Source organism: Pedobacter kyungheensis (assembly GCF_000812965.1).
GTDB classification, from domain to species: Bacteria; Bacteroidota; Bacteroidia; order Sphingobacteriales; family Sphingobacteriaceae; genus Pedobacter; species Pedobacter kyungheensis.
Genome location: NZ_JSYN01000040.1, coordinates 1 through 20182 on the forward strand (window position 1 = coordinate 1; position 20182 = coordinate 20182).

21 protein-coding genes are annotated in these 20182 nt (G+C 38.7%); 8 read left to right on the forward strand and 13 right to left on the reverse strand.

Annotated features, from left to right (window positions below; genetic code table 11):
* Positions 1-444: 444 nt before the first annotated feature.
* The 8 genes from OC25_RS24535 to OC25_RS24580 form a co-directional block, all read right to left on the reverse strand.
* Positions 445-1305: a sigma-70 family RNA polymerase sigma factor gene (locus tag OC25_RS24535; protein WP_010601359.1), complete on the reverse strand. Its 861-nt coding sequence runs from the start codon at positions 1303-1305 to the stop codon at positions 445-447.
* A gap of 839 nt (positions 1306-2144) precedes the next feature.
* Positions 2145-3335 carry an ADP-forming succinate--CoA ligase subunit beta gene (sucC, locus tag OC25_RS24550; RefSeq protein WP_039482338.1) on the reverse strand — a complete coding sequence of 397 codons (1191 nt, stop codon included), beginning with the start codon at positions 3333-3335 and terminating at the stop codon, positions 2145-2147.
* Positions 3336-3595: 260 nt separating this feature from the next.
* Positions 3596-3907: a hypothetical protein gene (locus tag OC25_RS24555; protein ID WP_052266434.1), complete on the reverse strand. Its 312-nt coding sequence runs from the start codon at positions 3905-3907 to the stop codon at positions 3596-3598.
* A 126-nt stretch (positions 3908-4033) separates the two neighbouring features.
* Complete coding sequence (locus tag OC25_RS24560; RefSeq protein WP_039482341.1) at positions 4034-4795, reverse strand: ferritin family protein; 762 nt, start codon at positions 4793-4795, stop codon at positions 4034-4036.
* Positions 4796-4929: 134 nt separating this feature from the next.
* Positions 4930-6498: a DUF4153 domain-containing protein gene (locus tag OC25_RS27135; protein WP_052266435.1), complete on the reverse strand. Its 1569-nt coding sequence runs from the start codon at positions 6496-6498 to the stop codon at positions 4930-4932.
* A gap of 12 nt (positions 6499-6510) precedes the next feature.
* Positions 6511-6816 carry a hypothetical protein gene (locus tag OC25_RS24570; RefSeq protein ID WP_039482344.1) on the reverse strand — a complete coding sequence of 102 codons (306 nt, stop codon included), beginning with the start codon at positions 6814-6816 and terminating at the stop codon, positions 6511-6513.
* 54 nt (positions 6817-6870) lie between these two features.
* A complete protein-coding gene (locus OC25_RS24575) occupies positions 6871-7167 on the reverse strand; it encodes a winged helix-turn-helix domain-containing protein (protein WP_039482348.1) in 297 nt (98 codons plus the stop codon).
* A 1-nt stretch (position 7168) separates the two neighbouring features.
* The gene (locus OC25_RS24580) at positions 7169-7804 is read right to left on the reverse strand and encodes a hypothetical protein (RefSeq protein WP_039482351.1); all 636 of its coding nucleotides are present in this window, start codon (positions 7802-7804) and stop codon (positions 7169-7171) included.
* Positions 7805-7995: 191 nt separating this feature from the next.
* Here OC25_RS24580 and OC25_RS24585 point away from each other — a divergent pair, with 191 nt between their 5' ends.
* The 8 genes from OC25_RS24585 to OC25_RS24620 all read left to right on the forward strand — a co-directional run bounded on the left by OC25_RS24585 (position 7996) and on the right by OC25_RS24620 (position 15155).
* Positions 7996-8646, forward strand: a complete 651-nt coding sequence (locus tag OC25_RS24585; protein ID WP_039482354.1) for an ABC transporter ATP-binding protein — start codon at positions 7996-7998, stop codon at positions 8644-8646.
* Between the two features lie 47 nt (positions 8647-8693).
* Entirely contained in the window at positions 8694-9173 is a 480-nt protein-coding gene (locus OC25_RS24590) for an ATP-grasp domain-containing protein (protein ID WP_039482357.1), read from the forward strand.
* 1 nt (position 9174) lies between these two features.
* Positions 9175-9783: an HAD family hydrolase gene (locus OC25_RS24595; protein WP_039482360.1), complete on the forward strand. Its 609-nt coding sequence runs from the start codon at positions 9175-9177 to the stop codon at positions 9781-9783.
* Between the two features lie 2 nt (positions 9784-9785).
* Entirely contained in the window at positions 9786-11285 is a 1500-nt protein-coding gene (locus OC25_RS27140) for a S41 family peptidase (RefSeq protein WP_052266436.1), read from the forward strand.
* A gap of 148 nt (positions 11286-11433) precedes the next feature.
* The gene (locus OC25_RS24605) at positions 11434-11700 is read left to right on the forward strand and encodes a hypothetical protein (protein WP_039482363.1); all 267 of its coding nucleotides are present in this window, start codon (positions 11434-11436) and stop codon (positions 11698-11700) included.
* Positions 11701-11748: 48 nt separating this feature from the next.
* On the forward strand, positions 11749-12843 hold the full coding sequence (gene dprA / locus OC25_RS24610) for a DNA-processing protein DprA (RefSeq protein ID WP_039482365.1): 1095 nt from the start codon (positions 11749-11751) through the stop codon (positions 12841-12843).
* Between the two features lie 236 nt (positions 12844-13079).
* Positions 13080-14441 (forward strand): pyridoxal-phosphate dependent enzyme, encoded by a 1362-nt coding sequence (locus tag OC25_RS24615; RefSeq protein ID WP_039482368.1) that lies wholly within the window; start codon positions 13080-13082, stop codon positions 14439-14441.
* A 117-nt stretch (positions 14442-14558) separates the two neighbouring features.
* The gene (locus OC25_RS24620; RefSeq protein ID WP_039482371.1) at positions 14559-15155 is read left to right on the forward strand and encodes a hypothetical protein; all 597 of its coding nucleotides are present in this window, start codon (positions 14559-14561) and stop codon (positions 15153-15155) included.
* 197 nt (positions 15156-15352) lie between these two features.
* On the opposite strand, the gene murA is transcribed toward OC25_RS24620, so the two are convergent.
* From murA to OC25_RS24645, 5 genes are all read right to left on the reverse strand, one after another.
* The gene (gene murA / locus OC25_RS24625) at positions 15353-16678 is read right to left on the reverse strand and encodes a UDP-N-acetylglucosamine 1-carboxyvinyltransferase (RefSeq protein WP_039482374.1); all 1326 of its coding nucleotides are present in this window, start codon (positions 16676-16678) and stop codon (positions 15353-15355) included.
* Positions 16679-16768: 90 nt separating this feature from the next.
* Entirely contained in the window at positions 16769-17455 is a 687-nt protein-coding gene (locus tag OC25_RS24630; protein ID WP_039482377.1) for a DUF4290 domain-containing protein, read from the reverse strand.
* Between the two features lie 414 nt (positions 17456-17869).
* Positions 17870-18367 (reverse strand): SixA phosphatase family protein, encoded by a 498-nt coding sequence (locus OC25_RS24635; RefSeq protein WP_039482381.1) that lies wholly within the window; start codon positions 18365-18367, stop codon positions 17870-17872.
* Complete coding sequence (locus OC25_RS24640; protein ID WP_039482386.1) at positions 18360-19391, reverse strand: glycosyltransferase family 9 protein; 1032 nt, start codon at positions 19389-19391, stop codon at positions 18360-18362. The genes OC25_RS24635 and OC25_RS24640 overlap by 8 nt, the downstream gene beginning before the upstream one ends.
* A gap of 109 nt (positions 19392-19500) precedes the next feature.
* Entirely contained in the window at positions 19501-20103 is a 603-nt protein-coding gene (locus tag OC25_RS24645) for a DUF4254 domain-containing protein (protein ID WP_039482390.1), read from the reverse strand.
* Positions 20104-20182: the final 79 nt, after the last annotated feature.

Genomic DNA, 20182 nt, shown 5'->3' on the forward strand with positions numbered 1-20182 from the left:
CATTGGCGTAGATTCGTTAAAGCAGTTAATTAATAACGGCTTAACGGTGAAACACTTGTTGTTTTAGGGGTTAATTCAAACATAGACGATCGTCACCCTGAACTCGTTTCAGGGTCTCTTATTGAATTGCGTATACAAAGGAGAGATGCTGAAACAAGTTCAGCATGACGTATTGGAAGGTTTTCTTTGAAATCGGTGTCACGCTTAGCTAATCGTCACCCTGAACACGTTTCAGGGTCTCTTATTGAATTGCGCATACAAAGGAGAGATGCTGAAACAAGTTCAGCATGACTCATTGGAAGATTTCTTTGAAATCGATATCGCACATGGAAAATCGTCATTTCGAGCGCAGTGCAACGAAGCCGAGAAATCTATAGCAAGAAACATAAATAAAAAAGGTCCCGATTTTTGATCGGGACCTTTTTGGTATTGAAGATATCTTGACTATCCTAAATAAGATTTCAAAATCTTACTTCTTGAAGTATGACGTAAGCGTTGTAACGCTTTATCTTTAATCTGACGTACACGCTCGCGTGTTAAGTTAAATTTCTCACCAATTTCTTCCAACGAAAGTGGGTGGTTAGAACCTAAGCCGAAAAATAAAACGATAATTTCTCTTTCTCTTTCTGTTAGGGTAGATAAAGAACGTTTAATTTCTTCTGATAAAGATTCGTTAATCAATGAGCTATCGGTGTTTGGCTCGTGGTTTTCCAATACATCCAATAAGGTATTTTCTTCACCCTGAACAAACGGAGCATCCATTGATACGTGACGACCAGAGTTACTCAATGTGTCAGAAATTTTATCAACCGTAGTTTCTAAAATGTCAGCCAGTTCTTCCGGTGATGGCTCACGCTCGTATTCCTGCTCTAATTTAGAGAAAGCTTTACTGATTTTACTTAACGAACCTACCTGGTTTAAAGGTAAACGTACAATACGGCTTTGCTCGGCAATAGCCTGTAAAATCGACTGACGAATCCACCAAACAGCGTAAGAAATGAATTTGAAACCTTTGGTTTCATCAAAGCGTTTTGCCGCTTTAATTAAGCCCAGGTTACCTTCATTAATTAAGTCTCCTAAAGTTAAACCCTGATTTTGGTATTGTTTTGCAACAGATACAACGAAACGTAAGTTGGTTTTAGTTAATCGCTCTAATGCAGCCTGATCGCCCTCACGAATCTTCCTTGCTAAAATTACTTCCTCTTCTGCTGTTATTAAATCTACTTTACCAATTTCGTGCAGGTATTTATCTAACGATTGACTTTCACGGTTGGTAATGGATTGCGTTATCTTGAGTTGTCTCATTTATACGTTTTGTGTGCTCTTTAATTATTGAGTGTGCAAAGTTACGAAATTGTATAGCAATCCGAAAGGATAAAATGCTGAAAATGTTATCGTTTGCACAAGATTTTTACAGTTTTACTTACAGCAAAAATCATTCCAAATTAAATTGTGTCATTAAAAATGGATTGCAATAGGTAATGATTGATATTCGTATATTATTTATTGTAAAACGATAAAAATATCCTGATTAATAATATATTCTAATTTGTATTATGCTGCAAATGATTAAATAAAAATGACGGTTTTAAGTTTTTCAACATTTACAAGGGGAAATACAGGTGTGTATTTACTTATAACTAAATGAGACAGGATTTTCTGTCAGGATGGCAATGTTTTTAATCTCCTTAAGTTTGTCATGAGCTAACGTGCGTGAAGTATTTCGGATTTTAGGGCTGGCCTGTTGCCGAAGCACATATTGCCCCGGTTTCCAAACCTGATAGAACGGAAAGCCCGGAGCGAAGCATGAGTGAGGACTTGGAGGGATAGCAGGACAGAAGGCCGCCATAAAAACAGAACCATTCGTTTTCAAAATAATGTTGATGAATAAACAGGAGATAAAACCTCGCAGGTTTGAAGCATGATGTTATTAATTAAACCTGCGAGGTTTGGAAGTTGCCTACCATCAAATTAAACCTGCATATTTCTATCTAAAACAAGTTGAGGGAACACTCCCCTTGACACCCCGTCCTGCGGACACCCCTCTGAGAGAGGGGAATGGGAACAAAAAAACCTTCCAGCTTGCACTGAAAGGTTTTATATATGATTACGCTTTTAGCTTTGGTCTTTCTGCTTTTAGCTTACTATGCCAAAACTTTAGTTACTAAATCAGCAGCTTCTTTTAAAGCGATTGCCGAGTACACCTGAAGGCCAGATTCATCAATTAGTTTCTTAGCTTCTTCGGCATTTGTACCTTGTAAACGGCAGATAATTGGCACAGGAATGTTTCCGATTTCTTTGTAAGCATCGATAACACCTTGAGCAACACGGTCGCAACGTACAATACCACCAAAAATGTTGATTAGGATGGCTTTAACGTTAGGGTCTTTCAAAATGATGTTGAAAGCGGCTTTAACGGTTTGTGCATTTGCAGTTCCACCTACGTCAAGGAAGTTAGCAGGCTCGCCACCAGCTAATTTAATGATATCCATAGTAGCCATGGCTAAACCAGCACCGTTAACCATACAACCTACGTTACCATCAAGGTTAACGAAATTCAGGTTACTTGCACTTGCTTCAACTTCCATTGGATCTTCTTCAGTAACATCGCGCATAGCTGCATAATCAGGGTGGCGGAATAAACCGTTCTCATCCAGGTTTACTTTAGCATCAACTGCAATTACTTTATCATCAGAAGTTTTTAATACCGGGTTAATTTCGAACATTGAAGAATCGGTAGCTTCGTAAGCTTTGTATAAAGCTGTAACGAATTTTACCATTTCTTTGAAAGCGTTACCGCTAACACCTAAGTTAAAGGCAATTTTACGTGCCTGGAAACCTTGTAAGCCAACTTTAGGATCGATTTCTTCTTTGAAGATTAAGTGTGGCGTGTGCTCAGCAACTTCTTCAATATCCATACCACCTTCGGTACTGTACATAATAATATTGCGACCTTTTGCACGGTCTAACAATACTGAGATGTAGAATTCTTTGGTTTCAGAAGCACCTGGATAGTAAACATCCTGAGCAACTAAAATCTTGTTCACTTTTTTACCTTCTGGTCCGGTTTGAGGAGTTACCAGTTGCATGCCGATGATATCGGTAGCACGTTGTTTAACTTCGTCAAGGTTTTTGGCCAATTTAACACCACCACCTTTACCGCGACCACCAGCGTGGATTTGCGCTTTAATTACAACCCAATCAGAATTATAATCAGTTTTCAGTTGCTTAGCAGCCTCAACAGCTTGCTCAGGCGTATCGGCAACTATTCCTTCTTGAACGTTAACACCGAAACTTTTTAATATTTGTTTACCCTGGTATTCGTGAATATTCATCTGTTTATATTTTTTCTTTATCTGTCAGATGGAGCCTTTTACGCTTCAAATAATTGTTTTAGGCGTATTGGGTTCATTTGCTACAAAATTTGCCCAAAGCTACAATTTCAAAGCCTTTAAACAAATAGAATTTACCGATTTTTTGAGAAAATGAACGTTTTATGTTAATCGGAAATTTTGACCCTGATTTTGTTGCTCCCATCAGCAAAACGGAAGCAACTTAAGGCTGGCAGATTTTAAAAATATAGCAAGAAAATGGTCTAGTTGCCGGCAAAGGGTGTACCGAAGATGCCCACGGCCAGCTCAGCCCAGATGAGGAATAGGGCTAGTAAAATAACCAGCAAAATGATTGTTCTGAAAGTGCCTGTTTTTAAGTTTCTGATCACAAGCTCTATAGCAAGGCCAGTGCTTAAAAGTAAGGCGCCAGCGACCATAAAATCGGTTAAATTCCACTTTACCTCATTGGTAAACTGCATGGCGATAAGCGGAATGCTTAAAATTAATGCCACAACCCCAAGGATAATTGCAATCCGTGTTGCCGGCGAGCTTAATGTTGACTGTAGATTTTTCATGATTTTAAATATTAATATAGTGTTTAATTGTTTAAAGTAAAAACCCTTGCTTCCCGGTGCGAAGCACCGGGAAAAACTAAATCCAACAAAAGTTAGCAAAGGCGAGAGGTTAATTATACAGGATTTTTAAAATAATGGACTCGTTTGTAATTGTGCTTCCGTATCGGTTTCAAAAAGGACTTTTTGACTCGCTACTTTCCGGAGCTTATTCTTCATTTTAAAATGATACTTAGAAAAATTGAGGTGCCCTGCCTTAAAAAGTTTTCGATGTGCCAACCAAATTACCAGGCTTGTTCCTGTAAAGAAGCATGCATAGGCTAAGCAAGCCAACCATCTTGAAAAAGCATTTTTTTGGCTGCAAATGATATAAAGGCGCTCTTTTTGGAACTGGATATGAGCTGCTTCATCAATTAAAATATCCGTACAAATCTGTTTAAGGAGTTGACAATTGGTAGCATCTTTTAGCGCCTGATAGAAAATTTGAGCTGCACTTTCAACAGTGAGTACCGTTATGGTCCAGAGTTCCATGCTACTGTTAAAATATCTGACTTGTCTGAAAAGCGAGTCGTCCCAGTTTTTTTCTAAACGTTTTACTCCAATCAAATCGAGGTATTTGCCCAAATTAGCACCATGTTTTTGTTCTTCTTTGATAAACAGGTTAACAGCTTCCGGGTATTCAGGATCATTAACCTTCTGTGCATATTTTTTAGAAACATGCATGAGGTGTTTGCCATCGCCGGTTTCTGCCAATTGCCAGGCTTTTAGAGATTTAAGGATATTATCTTTTTCTTTGCTATTAATCAATGGTTCCAATGTCCAGTCAATTCGATTGATTGTAGCATTTTCTAAAAAATAATTTATCCAGTAAGTTGAGCTGTGCGTTTTCATATTGATACGGTTAATTTATATGTGTTTCATTGATTGTTAATCCAAAAATTTTATTGATAGCTACGTTCAGTACAAACCATGCTAAAGCGAGAAGCGCTAATATCATTGCTGTAATTTTATCCCACTTTGTCATCTTATTTTTTATTCAGTCCAAAATATTTCGCCGTATTCCAATCCTGCAAATTCCACGATAGCCAGCTTACGTTTTGATAGCGTTCTTTAAAATAGCCAATACGTTCATCCAGCAGTTTGCCATAAAATTGTGCGTTTTTGGGTTTGGCAATTTCTTTACCATGGATGTCTTTTGCAGGTGTGTAATGCAGTTTTGCACGGTTTTGATCTAATAGCGGCAATGTTTTATCAGATAACGATAGCAGGTAACCGGCATCTACCGCAACCCGGTCGCTGTGTGAGAGATTGTATTTCGCAATAAAAACATCCCAGTTTATCAGACTGAAAGTTAACAAAAGCACAAACCAGATATTTCCGTTTACTTTAAACAGATAGAACAGGGTTTTCTCTTTCACAACCTTGATATAAACGGTAGCTAAACCAATAATGCAGAGGATGGCGAAAACCAAAACGCCGATTCTTTTGTGGGTTAGGCCATAAAATTCGATGTAGTAACCATCGCGGATAAAAACAGAAATGATAAGGATAAAATTTTGCACCATCCAGGCAATGGCCAAACTTTTTAAGGTTTTGCTTTTGTAGTAAAAGTTAAGGTTGCCGCGGAAGAAATATAAAATTACTGCCATAGCCAGTACGATGCTGAAAATTAGTGCATTGGTACCATCATGCAGGTCGGAAGAGAAGTTGCCTTCAGGTTTGTAGCCGAACCAAAGTGTCGAAATATCGATCAGGTTTACACATAGAAGCAGGAGATTTAACGAAATAAATGAGATGAGACCAATGATATATTCAGTTTTCAATGCCATTTTTTTGGTGATGATCTGGCTGGTAAAGGTATGGGCAACTTCGTACCAGATGCTTCTTGGCTTTTTGCCACGTCTGATCCTCAGCAATTTTTCATTGCAGCCGGCTTCCAGTTTTTCGATGCTTTTGTTGTAAAAGGTAATGATTAAGGCAGCGGTTAAAAACAGACCGAAGCAGAAATGCATGAAGCGTGGAAGGCTTAAATCCTGGAAGATAAAACCGAAAATGCTGTTGAAGAAATTATAAATGCTTGTGAAAGTGCTTTCTAAATAATGCGCAAAAATTTCGTTAGCACCACTGTATATCGCGGTAAAAACGAAAATGATAAAGAGTGGCAATAAAATATATTTAATGGGCCTGAACACAGGTTTTAAGTCGAATTTACCGATTTTAAGCTCAGAAAGTCTTTTGATTATGGTGGCCGGAACGGTAATAAACTGAAGCACAGTAGCCATTGCAGCAACATAAATGGTGCGCACAGCCTGGTAATGGGCAAAACCCACAAAGAACAGCAAGCTAATGTTGTAGCTTACACTGGTTAGTACCGAATTGTTTATGACCACAAGCACAGCCGCAAGCAGGTGTGCCAGTGCATAAATTTTAAATTTGTTGCTTTTGGCTACTTCGCTGTTAAAGCAGGTAACCGTTATGATAAAAATACTGTAAATCAGTTGGTTTAATGCCAGCCATTCTTCCCAGAAGATGTAGCTAAAAAGCAATCCGCCCAGCAGGGTAGAGAGGAGTAAAAAGTTGGATTTCGTTTTCATTTTGTTTAAGATTTATAAGTGGAAATAACTTAGAATGAATAGGTAGAGAATTACCAGAGGAATATTTAATAACATACTTATAATAGCCACGATATAGGCCCTCCAATAAAGAGTGTTATATATTACTTCTAATAAAAGTGCCAATAAAAAGATACCGTTAACCACAAATGCCGATAGTACGTAAACCAATCCCAGGCCTATTAAAAATTCTACATGTGATATCAGATAGGCTATTAAAATTATAGTTCCGGCAAGTGCTGAATAGTATGCAAGCTTCTTCCCGATATAACTCATTTGCGGTTCTTTAATTTCTTCCATTTTATGTTTTTAAAAGTGCTTTGAATTTCAAAGTAAATAGTTAAAAAAAATTGCTTACAGCTTCTTTATCATTTTTTCGAGCGCATCTAAGTGTGCCTTAAAGGCTTGCTTACCCAATTCGGTAATGGAGTAGGTGGTACTGGTTTTGCGACCAATGAAACCTTTGTGTACTTTAATAAACTCGGCCTGCTCCAAAGTATTGAGGTGCGAAGCCAGATTACCATCGGTAAGTTCAAGCATCTGCTTTAAATCGTTAAAGCCAATTTCGTCGTTCACAACCAGCATCGACATTACGCCTAGCCTGATTCTGCTATCGAAAATCTTATTTAAATCTGCTATCGGGTTCTTCATCTTATTGGCCTCTCTCGTATTTAAAATACATTACCAATCCGTATATAATGTGTAAAACGCCAAAACCAAATGCCCAGAAAAACAGTCCGTAGCCAATATAAAACATACATACCAGACCCAAAATTACTTCGCAGTAACCCAGGTAACGGATATCGCTGTAGGTGTACTTGCTGGCATTGATTAGCGATAACCCATAAAAAATTAAACAGGTTGGTGCTATAATGCTATAGGTGTTCGGATGGTTAAGGAGCAGCGCAATGATGAACAAACCACCTGCTGCCAATGGCGTAAACAAATTAATCAATAAAGATTTGGAGGTTTTATCCCAGATGGGCAAATTGTTTTTCTGACTTTTGCGGTACGTAAATAAAATTCCACCTGCCAAAGCAATTACCAAAACAAACACACCGAGTTTAATCAGATTAAATTCAAGGTCCATTTCTCCGCTCACACCGTAGCTATAACCTCTTTTATTTACAAATTTCTCAATTTCATCATGCGCAAAGTAAGCCCCAATTAAAGCAATAACACCGGCAAAAACGCCAGATAAACCACTTAATGAAATAAATCTAGACGATCTATCCATCATTTGTCTGATATCTTTTAGTGCATTTAGCTGTTCTTCTGAGTTGCTCATTTTAAAAGTGCTTTGTTTTTCAAAGTTAAATAAGAAAATGATAATTGCAAATTTTATTTTTTCTTGAGGGGATATTTAGTTGAGAGTATTAGGTATCGAGTATCAAGATGAGATACACCAGTGTTGGTCTTTAGTCTTTTTGCTTTGGTCTTTAGTCTTTCCGCTTTATCCTTTTTTACTAAATTTGACACATGCTAAAAGCCACTGGAATAAAAAAGTCGTACGGAAATCTGCAGATCCTTAAAGGAGTTAATTTTGAAGTGCAAAAAGGGGAAATTGTGAGTATAATTGGTCCTTCAGGGGCCGGAAAAAGTACTTTGCTGCATATTTTAGGTACTTTGGATAAGCCTGATTCAGGATCAGTTGAATTAAAAGGATCGGTAATCAGTGGTTTAAGTGGCGATTTATTAAGCGCTTTCAGGAATAAAAACATCGGTTTTGTTTTTCAGTTCCATCATTTACTGCCCGAGTTTAGCGCGCTGGAAAATGTATGCATCCCCGCTTTTATTGCCAAAACCAATAAAAAACAGGCAGAAACCAGGGCGTTGGAATTGCTTGAACTTTTTGGATTGAAGGATAGGGCCCACCATAAACCTAATCAGTTATCGGGCGGGGAGCAACAACGCGTAGCCATTGCCCGGGCGCTTATTAATAATCCGTCAATTATATTGGCCGATGAACCTTCAGGTAATCTCGATTCTGAAAATGCAGCAGCCCTGCACCAGTTATTTGTGAGTTTACGCGATAATTTCCATCAAACTTTTGTGATTGTTACGCATAACGAGCATTTGGCTAAAACCAGCGACCGGGTGGTGATGATGAAAGATGGTTTAATCGTATAGCATCACACAATCATCCACTAATTTATTTATTCATTACATTTTATATTTTGAAAATACTCATTACAGGCGGGAACAATGCAAAAGCATTGAAGCTGATGAAGGCCTTTCCCAGTCATTTTGTTTCGCTGGCCGATTATGGCGAAGTAGCAGCTATTGCTACCGAAAAATATGCTTTTACATCTTTAGGTGTGCTTAACCGCGACAGTATCGCACACATTTTATTAAATTTCTGCATTACCGAGGGGATTGATTGCATTATCCCGCTGCATCAATACGAAGTAGAGCCAATGGCTAAATCTGCAGTACTTTTTGGCGAATATGGCATTCAGGTTTTATTGCCTGAAGCCAGTTCAATAGCAGGATATCTGAATCACGAACCAAATACCTTTCAAAATTTCGCTGTCTTTGTAGGAGGCGAATGTGTGTTTGCCAGTGGGAAAGAAATTTTTGTACGGACGGAAGAAGAATTAAATGGCGTGTTCGGGTACAATGTTGCCGATGATGAACTAAAACTTTTTACAATATAACATGGATACCAATCAATACGTAAAAGATAAGCAACTGGTTATTTTCGAACTCGACAATGTTCTTTTTCCTGAAAAGGACTATTTGTTGCAGGTGTATTATTTGTTTGCCCAGTTTATTGAATATAGCGAGCAGAAAGGAGCCGGACCAATTATTGAGTTTATGCGTGCTGAATATGAAAAATCGGGTACTGCACATTTGTTCGAAAATACGGCCAAACAATTTGGCATCGATCCTAAATACCAGTACAATTTTAATCTGTTACACCAGAATGCGCGTTTGCCGCTAAAATTATTGCTGTATAAAAATATGCTTTCATTGATGCAGGAACTGGTGGTTGACCGAAAAAAAATATACATAGTAACAGCTGGAAATGCAGAGCAGCAGCTCAATAAAATAAAGCAAACCGAGTGGAATGGTTTAGAACAATACCTCACGGTTTATTTCAGCGATGAACTGAACCAACCCAAAGCAGAAATTTTTCAGAAGATACTAAACGACAATAATTTATCACCAAAAGAAGCGTTAGTTGTTGGTGCAAATAATTTTGATGAAGAGCAATCTAAATTAATTAATTTGCCGTATATTGTGTCACTAGAAATTTACAAATAAATATGTTTAGAAAATCTTTCTCGCAAAATGTATTTTTGGGTGCTTTAATTGTGGCGGTTGGTTGTACTGTTTCCTGCAAAAAAAGCAAAACTGAGCCCGATGCAGCTGTAGAATCGAACTCGTTGCAAACACCAACTACCGACAGGTCGTTACTGACTAAAGATTCGATTTTTTTATATGCCAAACAAACCTATTTCTGGAATGTAGGCATGCCTAACTACGATACTTTTAACCCGAGACAATACAGCTCTAACAATGCCATTATTGCGGCATTTAAAGCTTTACCCAGCACCGGCGGGAAAGATAAATATTCTTTTATTGATGATGGATCTGTAGCCAGCCAGCTGAGTGGGGCAGGTGAGGACTATGGCTTCTCGGCCAATTTTGATGCTACAGATCTTTTGCGTGTTAAATATGTTTATCCCGGCTCTCCGGCAGATGCACAAGGATTAAAACGTGGCTACCAGCTAATTAAAGTTAATGGGGGAGGTACTTCACGATCAAGCAGTACTGATATTGCCAACTTAAATGCCTCTATATTCGGCGATAATCCATCCATTTCATTAACCTTTGTAAAACCAGGTGGCGGTACCCAGGATGTGGTAATTAACCGCGGCAGTTATAACATTAACCCTGTTTTATTTAGCAATACCTATACCATTGGGGCGAAAAAAGTAGGATATATTGTATTTAACAGCTTTACTACCAATGCTTCAACTGCATTGGATGCTGCTTTTGCAAAATTTACTACCGATGGCGTTACCGAACTGGTGGTAGATTTAAGGTATAATGGTGGTGGCTCTGTGGCTACTTCCGAATTGTTTACCAACTTAATTGCGCCGCCGGCCCAAAATGGCAAAATTATGTACACCACCTATTGGACTAAAACCATGCAGGATGGGAATGCAACCATTTTACAAAACCAGAAATTTTATGCCAAAGGTAACGATGGGGTAACCAGGCTTTATTCTTACTTCGATTACTCATATAAACCTACCATGGCTGCCGGAAATCAGGAGACTTTTGCCAAACGTGGTGCTTTGAACGGATTAACGCGGGTTTATTTCCTGGTTAGCGGAGGTACTGCTTCGGCCAGCGAGTTATTAATTAATAATTTAAAACCGGTTGTAGATGTAAAGTTAATTGGTAAAACCACTTATGGTAAACCTGTAGGCTTCTTCTCTATTCGTATCGATAAAAACGATTTATACATTCCGCAGTTTCAAACCAAAAACCAGTTAGATCAAGGCGATTATTTTGGTGGTATGACGGTTGATAAAGATGTTGCTGATGATTTAACCAAAGATTTTGGAGATCCGACCGAAAAAATGCTGGCCCAGGCTTTGTACTATTCTGCAAACAATAACTTCTCGGCACTGGCTAAAGATAATACGATTAGCAGCACTTCGGGTATAACCAGACAACAGATAGATGCGGCTAACGAAAAGCTCGACCATGAGTTTAAAGGGATGGTAGAAACCAGAAAGCTGAGGTTTAAGTAATTAAGAAATTCTTTCAAAAAAGCTGAATCGATAAAATCCGGATTCAGCTTTTTTTTATTTAAATTATTACATAAAAGGAATAAATTTTGGTTGTTTTTTTTTGAAAAAATCGATAAGCTTGTTTAACATTAATCGTTAAAGAGATACCATGTCAGTAGAAATTGTAGAAAAGGAACATATCGGCTATTTAAATATCATCAATGCAAAAGAAGACCACACCAGCGAGCTAAAAACTAAGCTTGGTGAAGCACAACGGCTTGGAAACGAATTTAAATCTAAAGCTGTAATTACATTCAATACCACCATCGGTCCGAAACGGGTAGATACTACAGTTTGGTCGGTTACCGATAATTATGTGCAGTTAAAAAATAATATTCATATTCCGCTAAAAAGCTTGATTGATATTGATTTTTAAGGCCATTGTAAGGAAATAAATCATCCCGCATTTATTTAACCTTATACTATGAGTACACTTCACCAGATTGCCTTAACATTTATTAAATCTATTGGGCCGGTTACGGCTAAAAACCTGCTGGCCTATTGTGGTAGTGCAGAAGCGGTATTTTCGGCATCGAAAAAACAATTGCTGCAAATTCCAGGTATTGGTGCAAAAACTGTCGATGCTATTTTAGCAACCGATGCCTTAGTGCGCGCCGAAGAAGAGCTTGCTTTTGTACAAAAGCATGGCATAGAAGTTTTATTCTTTTCGGAACCCAATTATCCAAAAAGACTGAAGAACTGCTACGACGCGCCCATATTACTGTATTTTAAAGGCAATGCCGATTTAAACCAGCAAAGGATTATCAGTATTGTTGGTACCCGTAATGCAACAGATTATGGCCGTAACCTATGCAAACAACTTTGCGAGGTGCTGGCACCTTACAACGTTTTGGTGGTAAGCGGTCTGGCTTATGGTGTTGATGTGGCCATACACAAAGAATGCCTTGCCAATGAAACCCCAACGGTCGGGGTGCTGGGCCATGGCTTAGACCGGCTTTACCCACAGGTGCATAAAGCAGTGGCACAAAAGATGGTGCTAAATGGTGGTCTGCTTTCCGAGTTTCCAATTTTAACCAATCCCGACCGGCAAAACTTTCCCCAGCGCAACCGCATTATTGCTGGCTTAGCAGATGTAACTGTGGTAATAGAAGCATCAATCAAAGGGGGCGCGTTAATAACCGCCGAAATTGCCAATTCTTACAATAAGGATGTATATGCTTTTCCGGGCAGAACTAATGATGCATATTCTGAAGGCTGTAATTTCCTCATTAAAACCAATCGGGCAGGTTTAATTAATCACCCTAAAGATTTGATTTATTATCTGGGCTGGGATGAGGAAATGCCCAAAAAGAAAACTGAAGTACAGGCTACATTACAGCTAAGTCTTACCACCAACGAACAGAAGGTAGTAGATGCCTTGCAAAACGGTCAGCTTTCTATTGATGAGCTTGCACTGGCCACCCAGATGCAGCAAAGTAAATTGGCTATTGTAATCCTTACGCTCGAAATGCAGGGCATTATTGTTTCCTTACCTGGCAAAATTTATAAACTACTTTAATTTTTTCAAAGAGGCATGTTTATTATGCTCATTTTAGCGCTGAAAAACTCAGATAAACCCTGTAAATTGGTTTGACTCAGGCAGGCAATATTGTATTTTGCCCAATAATCAATCTATAATGCCTATCATAATTATAGATTATAGAATTAAATTTTTTGAAAATTGATTTTTTAAAATTATGTTTCAAATAAATATTAGTTAATAAAATACTTATTGCCTTTGCTTAGTTTTGTAATATGTGGTACAATAATATTTTAGAAACAATTGGCAATACGCCGTTAGTAAAATTAAATACAATTACTAAGCATGTTCCGGGTACAATTCTGGCCAAAATAGAAACTACCAACCCTGGCAACTCTATTAAAGACCGTATGGCGGTTAAAATGATAGAAGAAGCCGAAAAAAGTGGTAAGCTAAAACCAGGAGGTACTATTATTGAAGGAACTTCGGGAAATACAGGGATGGGCCTGGCCATGGCAGCCATTATTAAAGGTTACAAATGTATTTTTACCACAACCGATAAACAATCGAAAGAAAAAGTTGATGCGCTTCGTGCTTTTGGTGCCGATGTAATTGTATGCCCTACCAATGTTGAGCCCGAAGATCCACGTTCTTATTACTCTGTTTCTTCGCGCCTGGAGCGCGAGGTGCCCAATTCGTGGAAACCCAACCAGTACGATAACTTAGCTAACTCACAGGCTCATTACGAGCAGACAGGTCCTGAAATATGGGAACAAACCGAAGGTAAAATTACACACCTGGTGGTGGGAGTAGGTACAGGTGGTACCATTTCCGGAACAGGAAAATACCTGAAAGAGAAAAACCCAAATATCCAGGTCTGGGGAATCGATACCTATGGTTCGGTTTTTAAGAAATACAAAGAGACCGGCATTTTTGATAAAGATGAAATTTACCCATACATCACCGAGGGCATTGGCGAAGACTTTCTTCCGGCAAACGTAAATTTTGATGTTATCGACTTGTTCGAAAAGGTTACCGATAAAGACGCTGCCTTGATGACCCGCGACATTGCCCGCAAAGAAGGAATTTTTGTAGGTAACTCTGCGGGCGCTGCCATTGGTGGTTTGATTCAGTTAAAAGATAAATTAAAACCCGAAGATGTGGTTGTGGTGATTTTTCACGATCACGGCAGTCGCTACATGGGTAAAATGTACAACGAAGACTGGTTGCGCGAACGCGGATTCTTACAAGATGAAAAACTAACAGCTAAATCTATCCTGGCTAAAAAAGAGAGTACAGAAATTGTGACCCTGGATGCGCAAAAATCGGTTCTGGAAGCGATCAATACCATTAAATCGATGAATATCTCACAAATTCCGGTTACCCAGCAAGGAATGATTGTAGGTAAAATTGCCGAGAGTGATATTTTATCTGCGCTGCTCGAAAATCCGGGATTAAAATCGGCTCCGATTTCAGAAATCATGACAGCTACTTTCCCTTTTGTTGATCTGAATACTTCGATTGATAAAATTTCGTCGTTAATTAACAAAGAAAATTCGGCAGTGCTGGTAGAAGATGAAACCGGTAAGATCGAAATTATTACCCAGTACGATATTATTAATGCGATTTCGGGTTAAGATTGTTAAGGTCTGCGGAGACAAGGACTGATAGGATTCCAACTTGTAAAATTGCTGAACAATAAAATTTTTAGAATGGCCATAAGTTATTAACTTGTGGCCATTCTTTTTATAAATATGGCAACGCTCAAAGAAATCTTATCAACTAAAACTGACGATCAATTAAGATATTATTTAGATCATGTAGATAAACATACCTCAGAAGGGGTTAGGACTGCCCTGGCAGAATTAAAAAATAGAAATGCCGAATTACCAGAGGGTATTGATGAACAGATAGAAGAGAAGATCAGGTTAAAGGAAACTACGAAATATGACAGTTTACAGGGTTGGAAAAGAAACGTAGTTCAGGATATTGATGCTCCGGAATACTATTCTCAAACGGCGATTTATGTATTTTCAATCCTCTTCTCTGTACTTTTTGGTGCTGTAATGATGGCTATTAACCTGAAAAATGCAGGAAAACGATGGGGGATGCCTATTTTATTTGGATTGATATTTACGCTGGGTTTTATTTTCTTGAGTGAGTTTATTCCTAACAGGTCCAGTGGAATTACTTTAATCGTTAATGTCTTGGGGGTTGTGATAATGTATCAGTTGTTTTGGAATAAAAATATAGGAAAAGATACTAAGTACAGAGCTAAACCAATCTGGATTCCATTAATTATTGCGATCATATTGGTTATCCCATTGGTTTATTTTGCTGTGCAAAACTAAAAAGCAATATATTTTACTGAGGTATTCTTATTGAGATCGTTTCAGCTTATAAATAAGTTTCGATCTGTGGAGACACAGACCGATAACAAAAACGCCAGCATAATTTTTATGCTGGCGTTTTTGCTTTAAGCTTTGGTCTTTAGTCTTTCTGCTTTAAGCTTTAAACCTTACACCTTCAGCCTCTAAACCTTACACCTTTAATGGCTCGGTGCATCGGCATTTACACGCTTAATCTGAGCGCCTAAGGCACGTAAACGGGTGTCAATATCCTGATAGCCTCGTTCAATCTGTTCGATGTTATAGATCGTCGATTTGCCTTCTGCAGATAATGCTGCAATTAATAAGGAAACACCAGCCCTGATATCAGGTGAAGTCATGCTGATACCGCGCAGTTTATATTTTTTATCAATACCGTTAACCGTAGCACGGTGTGGATCGCAAAGGATGATTTGTGCACCCATGTCAATCAGTTTATCCACAAAGAATAAACGGCTTTCGAACATTTTCTGGTGAATTAGTACGTTTCCTTTCGCCTGTGTAGCCACAACCAAAACGATACTCAATAAATCTGGTGTAAAACCAGGCCAAGGAGAATCGGCAATGGTTAAAATTGAACCATCAATAAAGGTGTCAATTTCGTAGTGTTTTTGCGAAGGCACATAAATATCATCGCCACGGCGCTCTAATTTAATACCCAGTTTTTTGAAAACTTCCGGAATTACACCAAGTTCATCGTAACATACATTTTTAATGGTAATTTCCGATTCGGTCATTGCGGCCATACCGATAAATGAGCCAATCTCAATCATATCCGGTAACATTCTGTGCTCAGTTCCGCCTAAAACCTCAACGCCTTCAATGGTAAGCAGGTTTGAACCAATACCCGAAATTTTTGCGCCCATGCGGTTCAGCATTTTGCAAAGTTGCTGTAAATAGGGTTCGCAGGCTGCATTGTAAATGGTGGTAGTACCTTTAGCTAAAACAGCAGCCATTACAATGTTTGCTGTTCCGGTTACCGATGCTTCATCTAGCAGGATATAGGCACCCTGTAAATTAGTAGCATCAACATTAAAGAAAGATTTTTTGCTGTCGTAAACAAACTTGGCGCCTAACTTTTCGAAGCCGATAAAGTGGGTATCCAATCTTCTGCGACCAATTTTATCGCCACCTGGTTTCGGGATTGCTGCTTTACCAAAACGGGCCAATAACGGACCAACAATCATGATTGAACCACGTAAACCACCACCTTTAGCTTTAAAAGTTTCCGATTCGAAAAAGTTTAAATCGATGTTTTTGGCCTCAAAAGTGTAAGTGTCTTTATCAATACGTTCTACGGTAACACCTAAATCGCCCAGTAGTTCAATCAGTTTGTTAACATCTTTAATATCAGGGATATTGCTGATGGTTACTTTTTCTTCGGTCAGCAACACGGCCGATAAGATTTGTAAAGCCTCATTTTTGGCTCCCTGAGGAGTAATTTCGCCTTTTAATTTAATTCCGCCTGTTATTTCAAATGCGTTCATATATTTTTTAAAAATTTAGAATCGAGTATCAAGTAATTATATTGGGCATCGATATTTTAACCTTTCGCCTTCTGCCTTTTACCCTCTACCTTAATATTTGGGTTTGTTGCGTTGACGATTATTGTTGTTATTATTATTGTTTTGGCGGTTTTTGCCGTTGTTGTTATTGTTGTTGCTTCTGCCGCGGTTATTGTTGTTGTTATTGTTTTGACGTGGATTTTGAGCCCTGAATTCTACTTTGGCCAGGTTAACACCTTCTTCAAGTTCCAATAAGCCGCCAGAAAGGTAACGCAGGTCTTTAATAATCGTATCGTCACTTACATTATCTTTATTCCAGGTAACGTAAGCCATTTTCATAAAGTTGGCAATGCTCTGTACCATGGCTTTCTTAATTTCAGGGTTCTCCTCGCGCATGGCTTTTTCAATTAAGTTTTCAACAGTTTTACCATAGTGTTTGTAGGTAATACGTTGCTGCGGGTAGGCAAGCGGTTCTGGTTTAATGTAAGCATTTTCGATTAAAGGCTTCGGATAAGGGCTGTCTACATCAATCTGATAGCCTGAAATAATGTGCAGGTGATCCCAAAGTTTATGCTTAAAATCGGCAACATCGCGTAAGTGCGGTTGCAAAAAGCCCATCAGGTCAATAACGGCCTGGGCATATTTATTACGTTCTTCTATGGTTGGCAATTCGCAGATATACTTCACCATATTTTGTACGTTGCGGCCATATTCCGATAAAATTAAATGGCTACGCGTAGTATTATAATCAAAACTCATGTATAGATAAATTAATGGATAAATATTCCGGCGATACGAATTATGAAATAACCAGAAGAGTTTAGGTTATGAATTCACCGAAATGTCTAATTGCCGGACTTTCGTTTTATATACTCAAAGGTAGTAAAATTATTTAATTTGAAGTATTTTCTATAAATGTGATCATTAATGGTTTTTGAAAATGTTTGTTCCGTGGTTCTTGGCTCATTCCGCCCCGTTATCCGCTATAGTCCCGATGAAGGATCGGGAGCTGCCGCTACTACCGGGTTTATTTAACTGTGAATTGTGCTCGTCGGGAAAACCTTCATCGTGCCAAATGTAGCTAAGTTGTTTTAATTATTTATGCAGTTAGCCTAATCCAGGCTGTAATGAATTTAAGCCTTAATGATCTTAATCACTTGATGATAAAAAGCCTTAGATCTCGTCACTATTCTTAGGGTAATCGAAAAATATCAGTTCTCCCGTTCCGCGGCTTACAAGCTGCCACGAATCAAATGGGAAGGTAATGAACACCATACCCGCAGTTGGAATATTGTAAATGTCGGCATTGCAAAGTTCGTTGGCAAAATCGGTAAATCCGGGGTTGTGTCCAAACATCAGTACTTTATCGGCACTATCGTCCAAATCATTAACTACTTTAAGTAAAGCGGTTGTATTGGCCTCGTAAATAGAGGTTTCGTATTGGATTTGCTCAAAACCATAGGCTTCGGCGAAGTATTTAGCAGTAGATTTTGCCCTTTTTGCAGGGCTGCTCACCAATAAATCGGGTTTAAAACCTTTGTTCACCAGGCGTTCGGCCATTTCCGGTGCATTTTCTTTACCGCGTTTGTTTAAGGGCCGGTCGAAATCTTTTAAGTCTAAATTTCCCCAATCCGATTTTCCGTGACGGACCAATAGTAATTGCTTAGCCATTTAGTTTCTCCTTAATTTTATTTACAATGGTTTCAGGTTCGATTAAATCTATACAGTTTTCAACACCGCAAAGGCAAGGTTTGTTTCCATAAATAGAATTTGGCCGTGACGGATGATCAATTTGAATACAATCGCTTTCCAACTGCCCGTAGCCCAGAAAACCTGCATAAGGATGCGTTGGCCCCCAGATGGAAACTACAGGTACACCAACCAACGAGGCCATGTGCATGCCAGACGAATCCATACTTAGCATTAAATCGAGGTTCGAGATAATGACCAGTTCTTCGGTAAGGTTGTAATTACCGATTAAATTATAAGTATTGGCATGCCTTTCTGCCCATTCTTCGGCAATTGCCTGTTCGGTTTTACCGCCGCCAAAAATAAAAAGCTGGTAGCCCTGATTGCTCAATGATGCGATTACCTCTTCCATTTTGGTCAGATTGTAAACTTTATATATATGCTGTGCAAAAGGGGAGATGCCTATTTTTTTTGTGGTTTGATCAGCAAATAACGTCTGTGCTTTTGCTGGTATAGCCTTCGGCGATTTATTGATTTGGTGACTGAGTTTAAGTGTAAAACCCAACTCCCTGAAAACATCGGCATAACGCTCTACCGTTTGTTTCAAAGGCTTAAAAACCTTATTTGTAGCACGTGTTAAAGCCTTTTTCTCAGCCCTGCCTTTATCTATGCGCTTAATGGTAGTGCCAGCCAGGCGGAAAAAGGTAGAAATGGTTCTGCTCCTTAAATTATCGTGTAAATCGGCAATTGCTACAGGTTTGTAGCCGCGAAGTTCCTGAAAAAGTTTATAGAGGCCATTAATTCCTTTGTGAATGGTTTTGGGCTCAATGGCATGAAAGATAAGATTAGGTATGCCATCAAAAAAAGGTTTAAAGGCAGGTCTGCTCACCATAACCAGTTCAACACCCGGGTGCGCTACTGTAAATTCCTTTAAAACAGAAGCCACCATGGCTACATCGCCCATAGCCGAAAAACGTAAAACGATAATTTTTTGGGTTGCGGCCATAGTGTTATTTTATCACAAAGACACAAAAAGCACCAGGTTTTCTTCGTGTTCTTTGTGTCTTTGAGATTGATTAATCTTTTATTTCGCTTTAGCCTTTCGGCTTTAGTCTTTAAGCTTTATTATACAACACCGGATTTAAGCTCGGATCGTTGTACATTTTCATTTGTTTATACACTTTCATGTATTTTTTACCTGCTTCAATATCAGCTAGTAATTCGTCTATGCTGGTCGATAAATCTTCGCGCTGCGATAACAATACGTTGAGTTTGGTTTGGCATTGCGCACGGTGCTCGGCCGATGCACTTTCGCGTTCTGCTTCTTCCTGCATGTGGTAAATTTTTAATGCCAGGATAGAAAGCCTGTCGATAGCCCATGCAGGGCTTTCGGTATTGATTTTTGCATCAGGCAAAGCTGAAATACCCTGATATAAGTTTAAGAAATAACTATCAATAAACTCTACCATATCGGTACGGACCTGGTTTTGCGCATCAATACGCCTTTTCCAGCTTAAACCTTCAACCGGATCAATTTGTGGATTGCGCACCACATCTTCCATGTGCCATTGCGCGGTATCGATCCAGTTTTTAACGTAAAAAAGATGCTCTAAACTTTCAGCATCGTATGGGTTTTCAACCGGATGGTCAATGTCGTCAAACTTGTGATAGTCTGTAATTACTTCATTAAATATGCGGTTGGCAATTTCACTTATCATGGGGCAAAGATATTAAAAGATTTCTTAGGGTTTGATTACACCGATTAAAACGATGGCACAGATTATTCGGTTGTACAGA

What these genes read in the sequence shown, in the direction of transcription:
- OC25_RS24595 (WP_039482360.1), top strand. Translation starts at nt 9,175, where the DNA reads ATGGATACCAATCAATACGTAAAAGATAAGCAACTGGTTATTTTCGAA.
- OC25_RS24560 (WP_039482341.1), bottom strand. Translation starts at nt 4,795, where the DNA reads ATGAAAACGCACAGCTCAACTTACTGGATAAATTATTTTTTAGAAAAT.
- dprA (WP_039482365.1), top strand. Translation starts at nt 11,749, where the DNA reads ATGAGTACACTTCACCAGATTGCCTTAACATTTATTAAATCTATTGGG.
- OC25_RS24570 (WP_039482344.1), bottom strand. Translation starts at nt 6,816, where the DNA reads ATGGAAGAAATTAAAGAACCGCAAATGAGTTATATCGGGAAGAAGCTT.
- OC25_RS24630 (WP_039482377.1), bottom strand. Translation starts at nt 17,455, where the DNA reads ATGAGTTTTGATTATAATACTACGCGTAGCCATTTAATTTTATCGGAA.
- OC25_RS24575 (WP_039482348.1), bottom strand. Translation starts at nt 7,167, where the DNA reads ATGAAGAACCCGATAGCAGATTTAAATAAGATTTTCGATAGCAGAATC.
- OC25_RS24645 (WP_039482390.1), bottom strand. Translation starts at nt 20,103, where the DNA reads ATGATAAGTGAAATTGCCAACCGCATATTTAATGAAGTAATTACAGAC.
- sucC (WP_039482338.1), bottom strand. Translation starts at nt 3,335, where the DNA reads ATGAATATTCACGAATACCAGGGTAAACAAATATTAAAAAGTTTCGGT.
- OC25_RS24535 (WP_010601359.1), bottom strand. Translation starts at nt 1,305, where the DNA reads ATGAGACAACTCAAGATAACGCAATCCATTACCAACCGTGAAAGTCAA.
- OC25_RS24635 (WP_039482381.1), bottom strand. Translation starts at nt 18,367, where the DNA reads ATGGCTAAGCAATTACTATTGGTCCGTCACGGAAAATCGGATTGGGGA.
- OC25_RS24585 (WP_039482354.1), top strand. Translation starts at nt 7,996, where the DNA reads ATGCTAAAAGCCACTGGAATAAAAAAGTCGTACGGAAATCTGCAGATC.
- OC25_RS24615 (WP_039482368.1), top strand. Translation starts at nt 13,080, where the DNA reads ATGTGGTACAATAATATTTTAGAAACAATTGGCAATACGCCGTTAGTA.
- OC25_RS24580 (WP_039482351.1), bottom strand. Translation starts at nt 7,804, where the DNA reads ATGAGCAACTCAGAAGAACAGCTAAATGCACTAAAAGATATCAGACAA.
- OC25_RS27135 (WP_052266435.1), bottom strand. Translation starts at nt 6,498, where the DNA reads ATGAAAACGAAATCCAACTTTTTACTCCTCTCTACCCTGCTGGGCGGA.
- OC25_RS27140 (WP_052266436.1), top strand. Translation starts at nt 9,786, where the DNA reads ATGTTTAGAAAATCTTTCTCGCAAAATGTATTTTTGGGTGCTTTAATT.
- OC25_RS24555 (WP_052266434.1), bottom strand. Translation starts at nt 3,907, where the DNA reads ATGAAAAATCTACAGTCAACATTAAGCTCGCCGGCAACACGGATTGCA.
- OC25_RS24605 (WP_039482363.1), top strand. Translation starts at nt 11,434, where the DNA reads ATGTCAGTAGAAATTGTAGAAAAGGAACATATCGGCTATTTAAATATC.
- murA (WP_039482374.1), bottom strand. Translation starts at nt 16,678, where the DNA reads ATGAACGCATTTGAAATAACAGGCGGAATTAAATTAAAAGGCGAAATT.
- OC25_RS24620 (WP_039482371.1), top strand. Translation starts at nt 14,559, where the DNA reads ATGGCAACGCTCAAAGAAATCTTATCAACTAAAACTGACGATCAATTA.
- OC25_RS24640 (WP_039482386.1), bottom strand. Translation starts at nt 19,391, where the DNA reads ATGGCCGCAACCCAAAAAATTATCGTTTTACGTTTTTCGGCTATGGGC.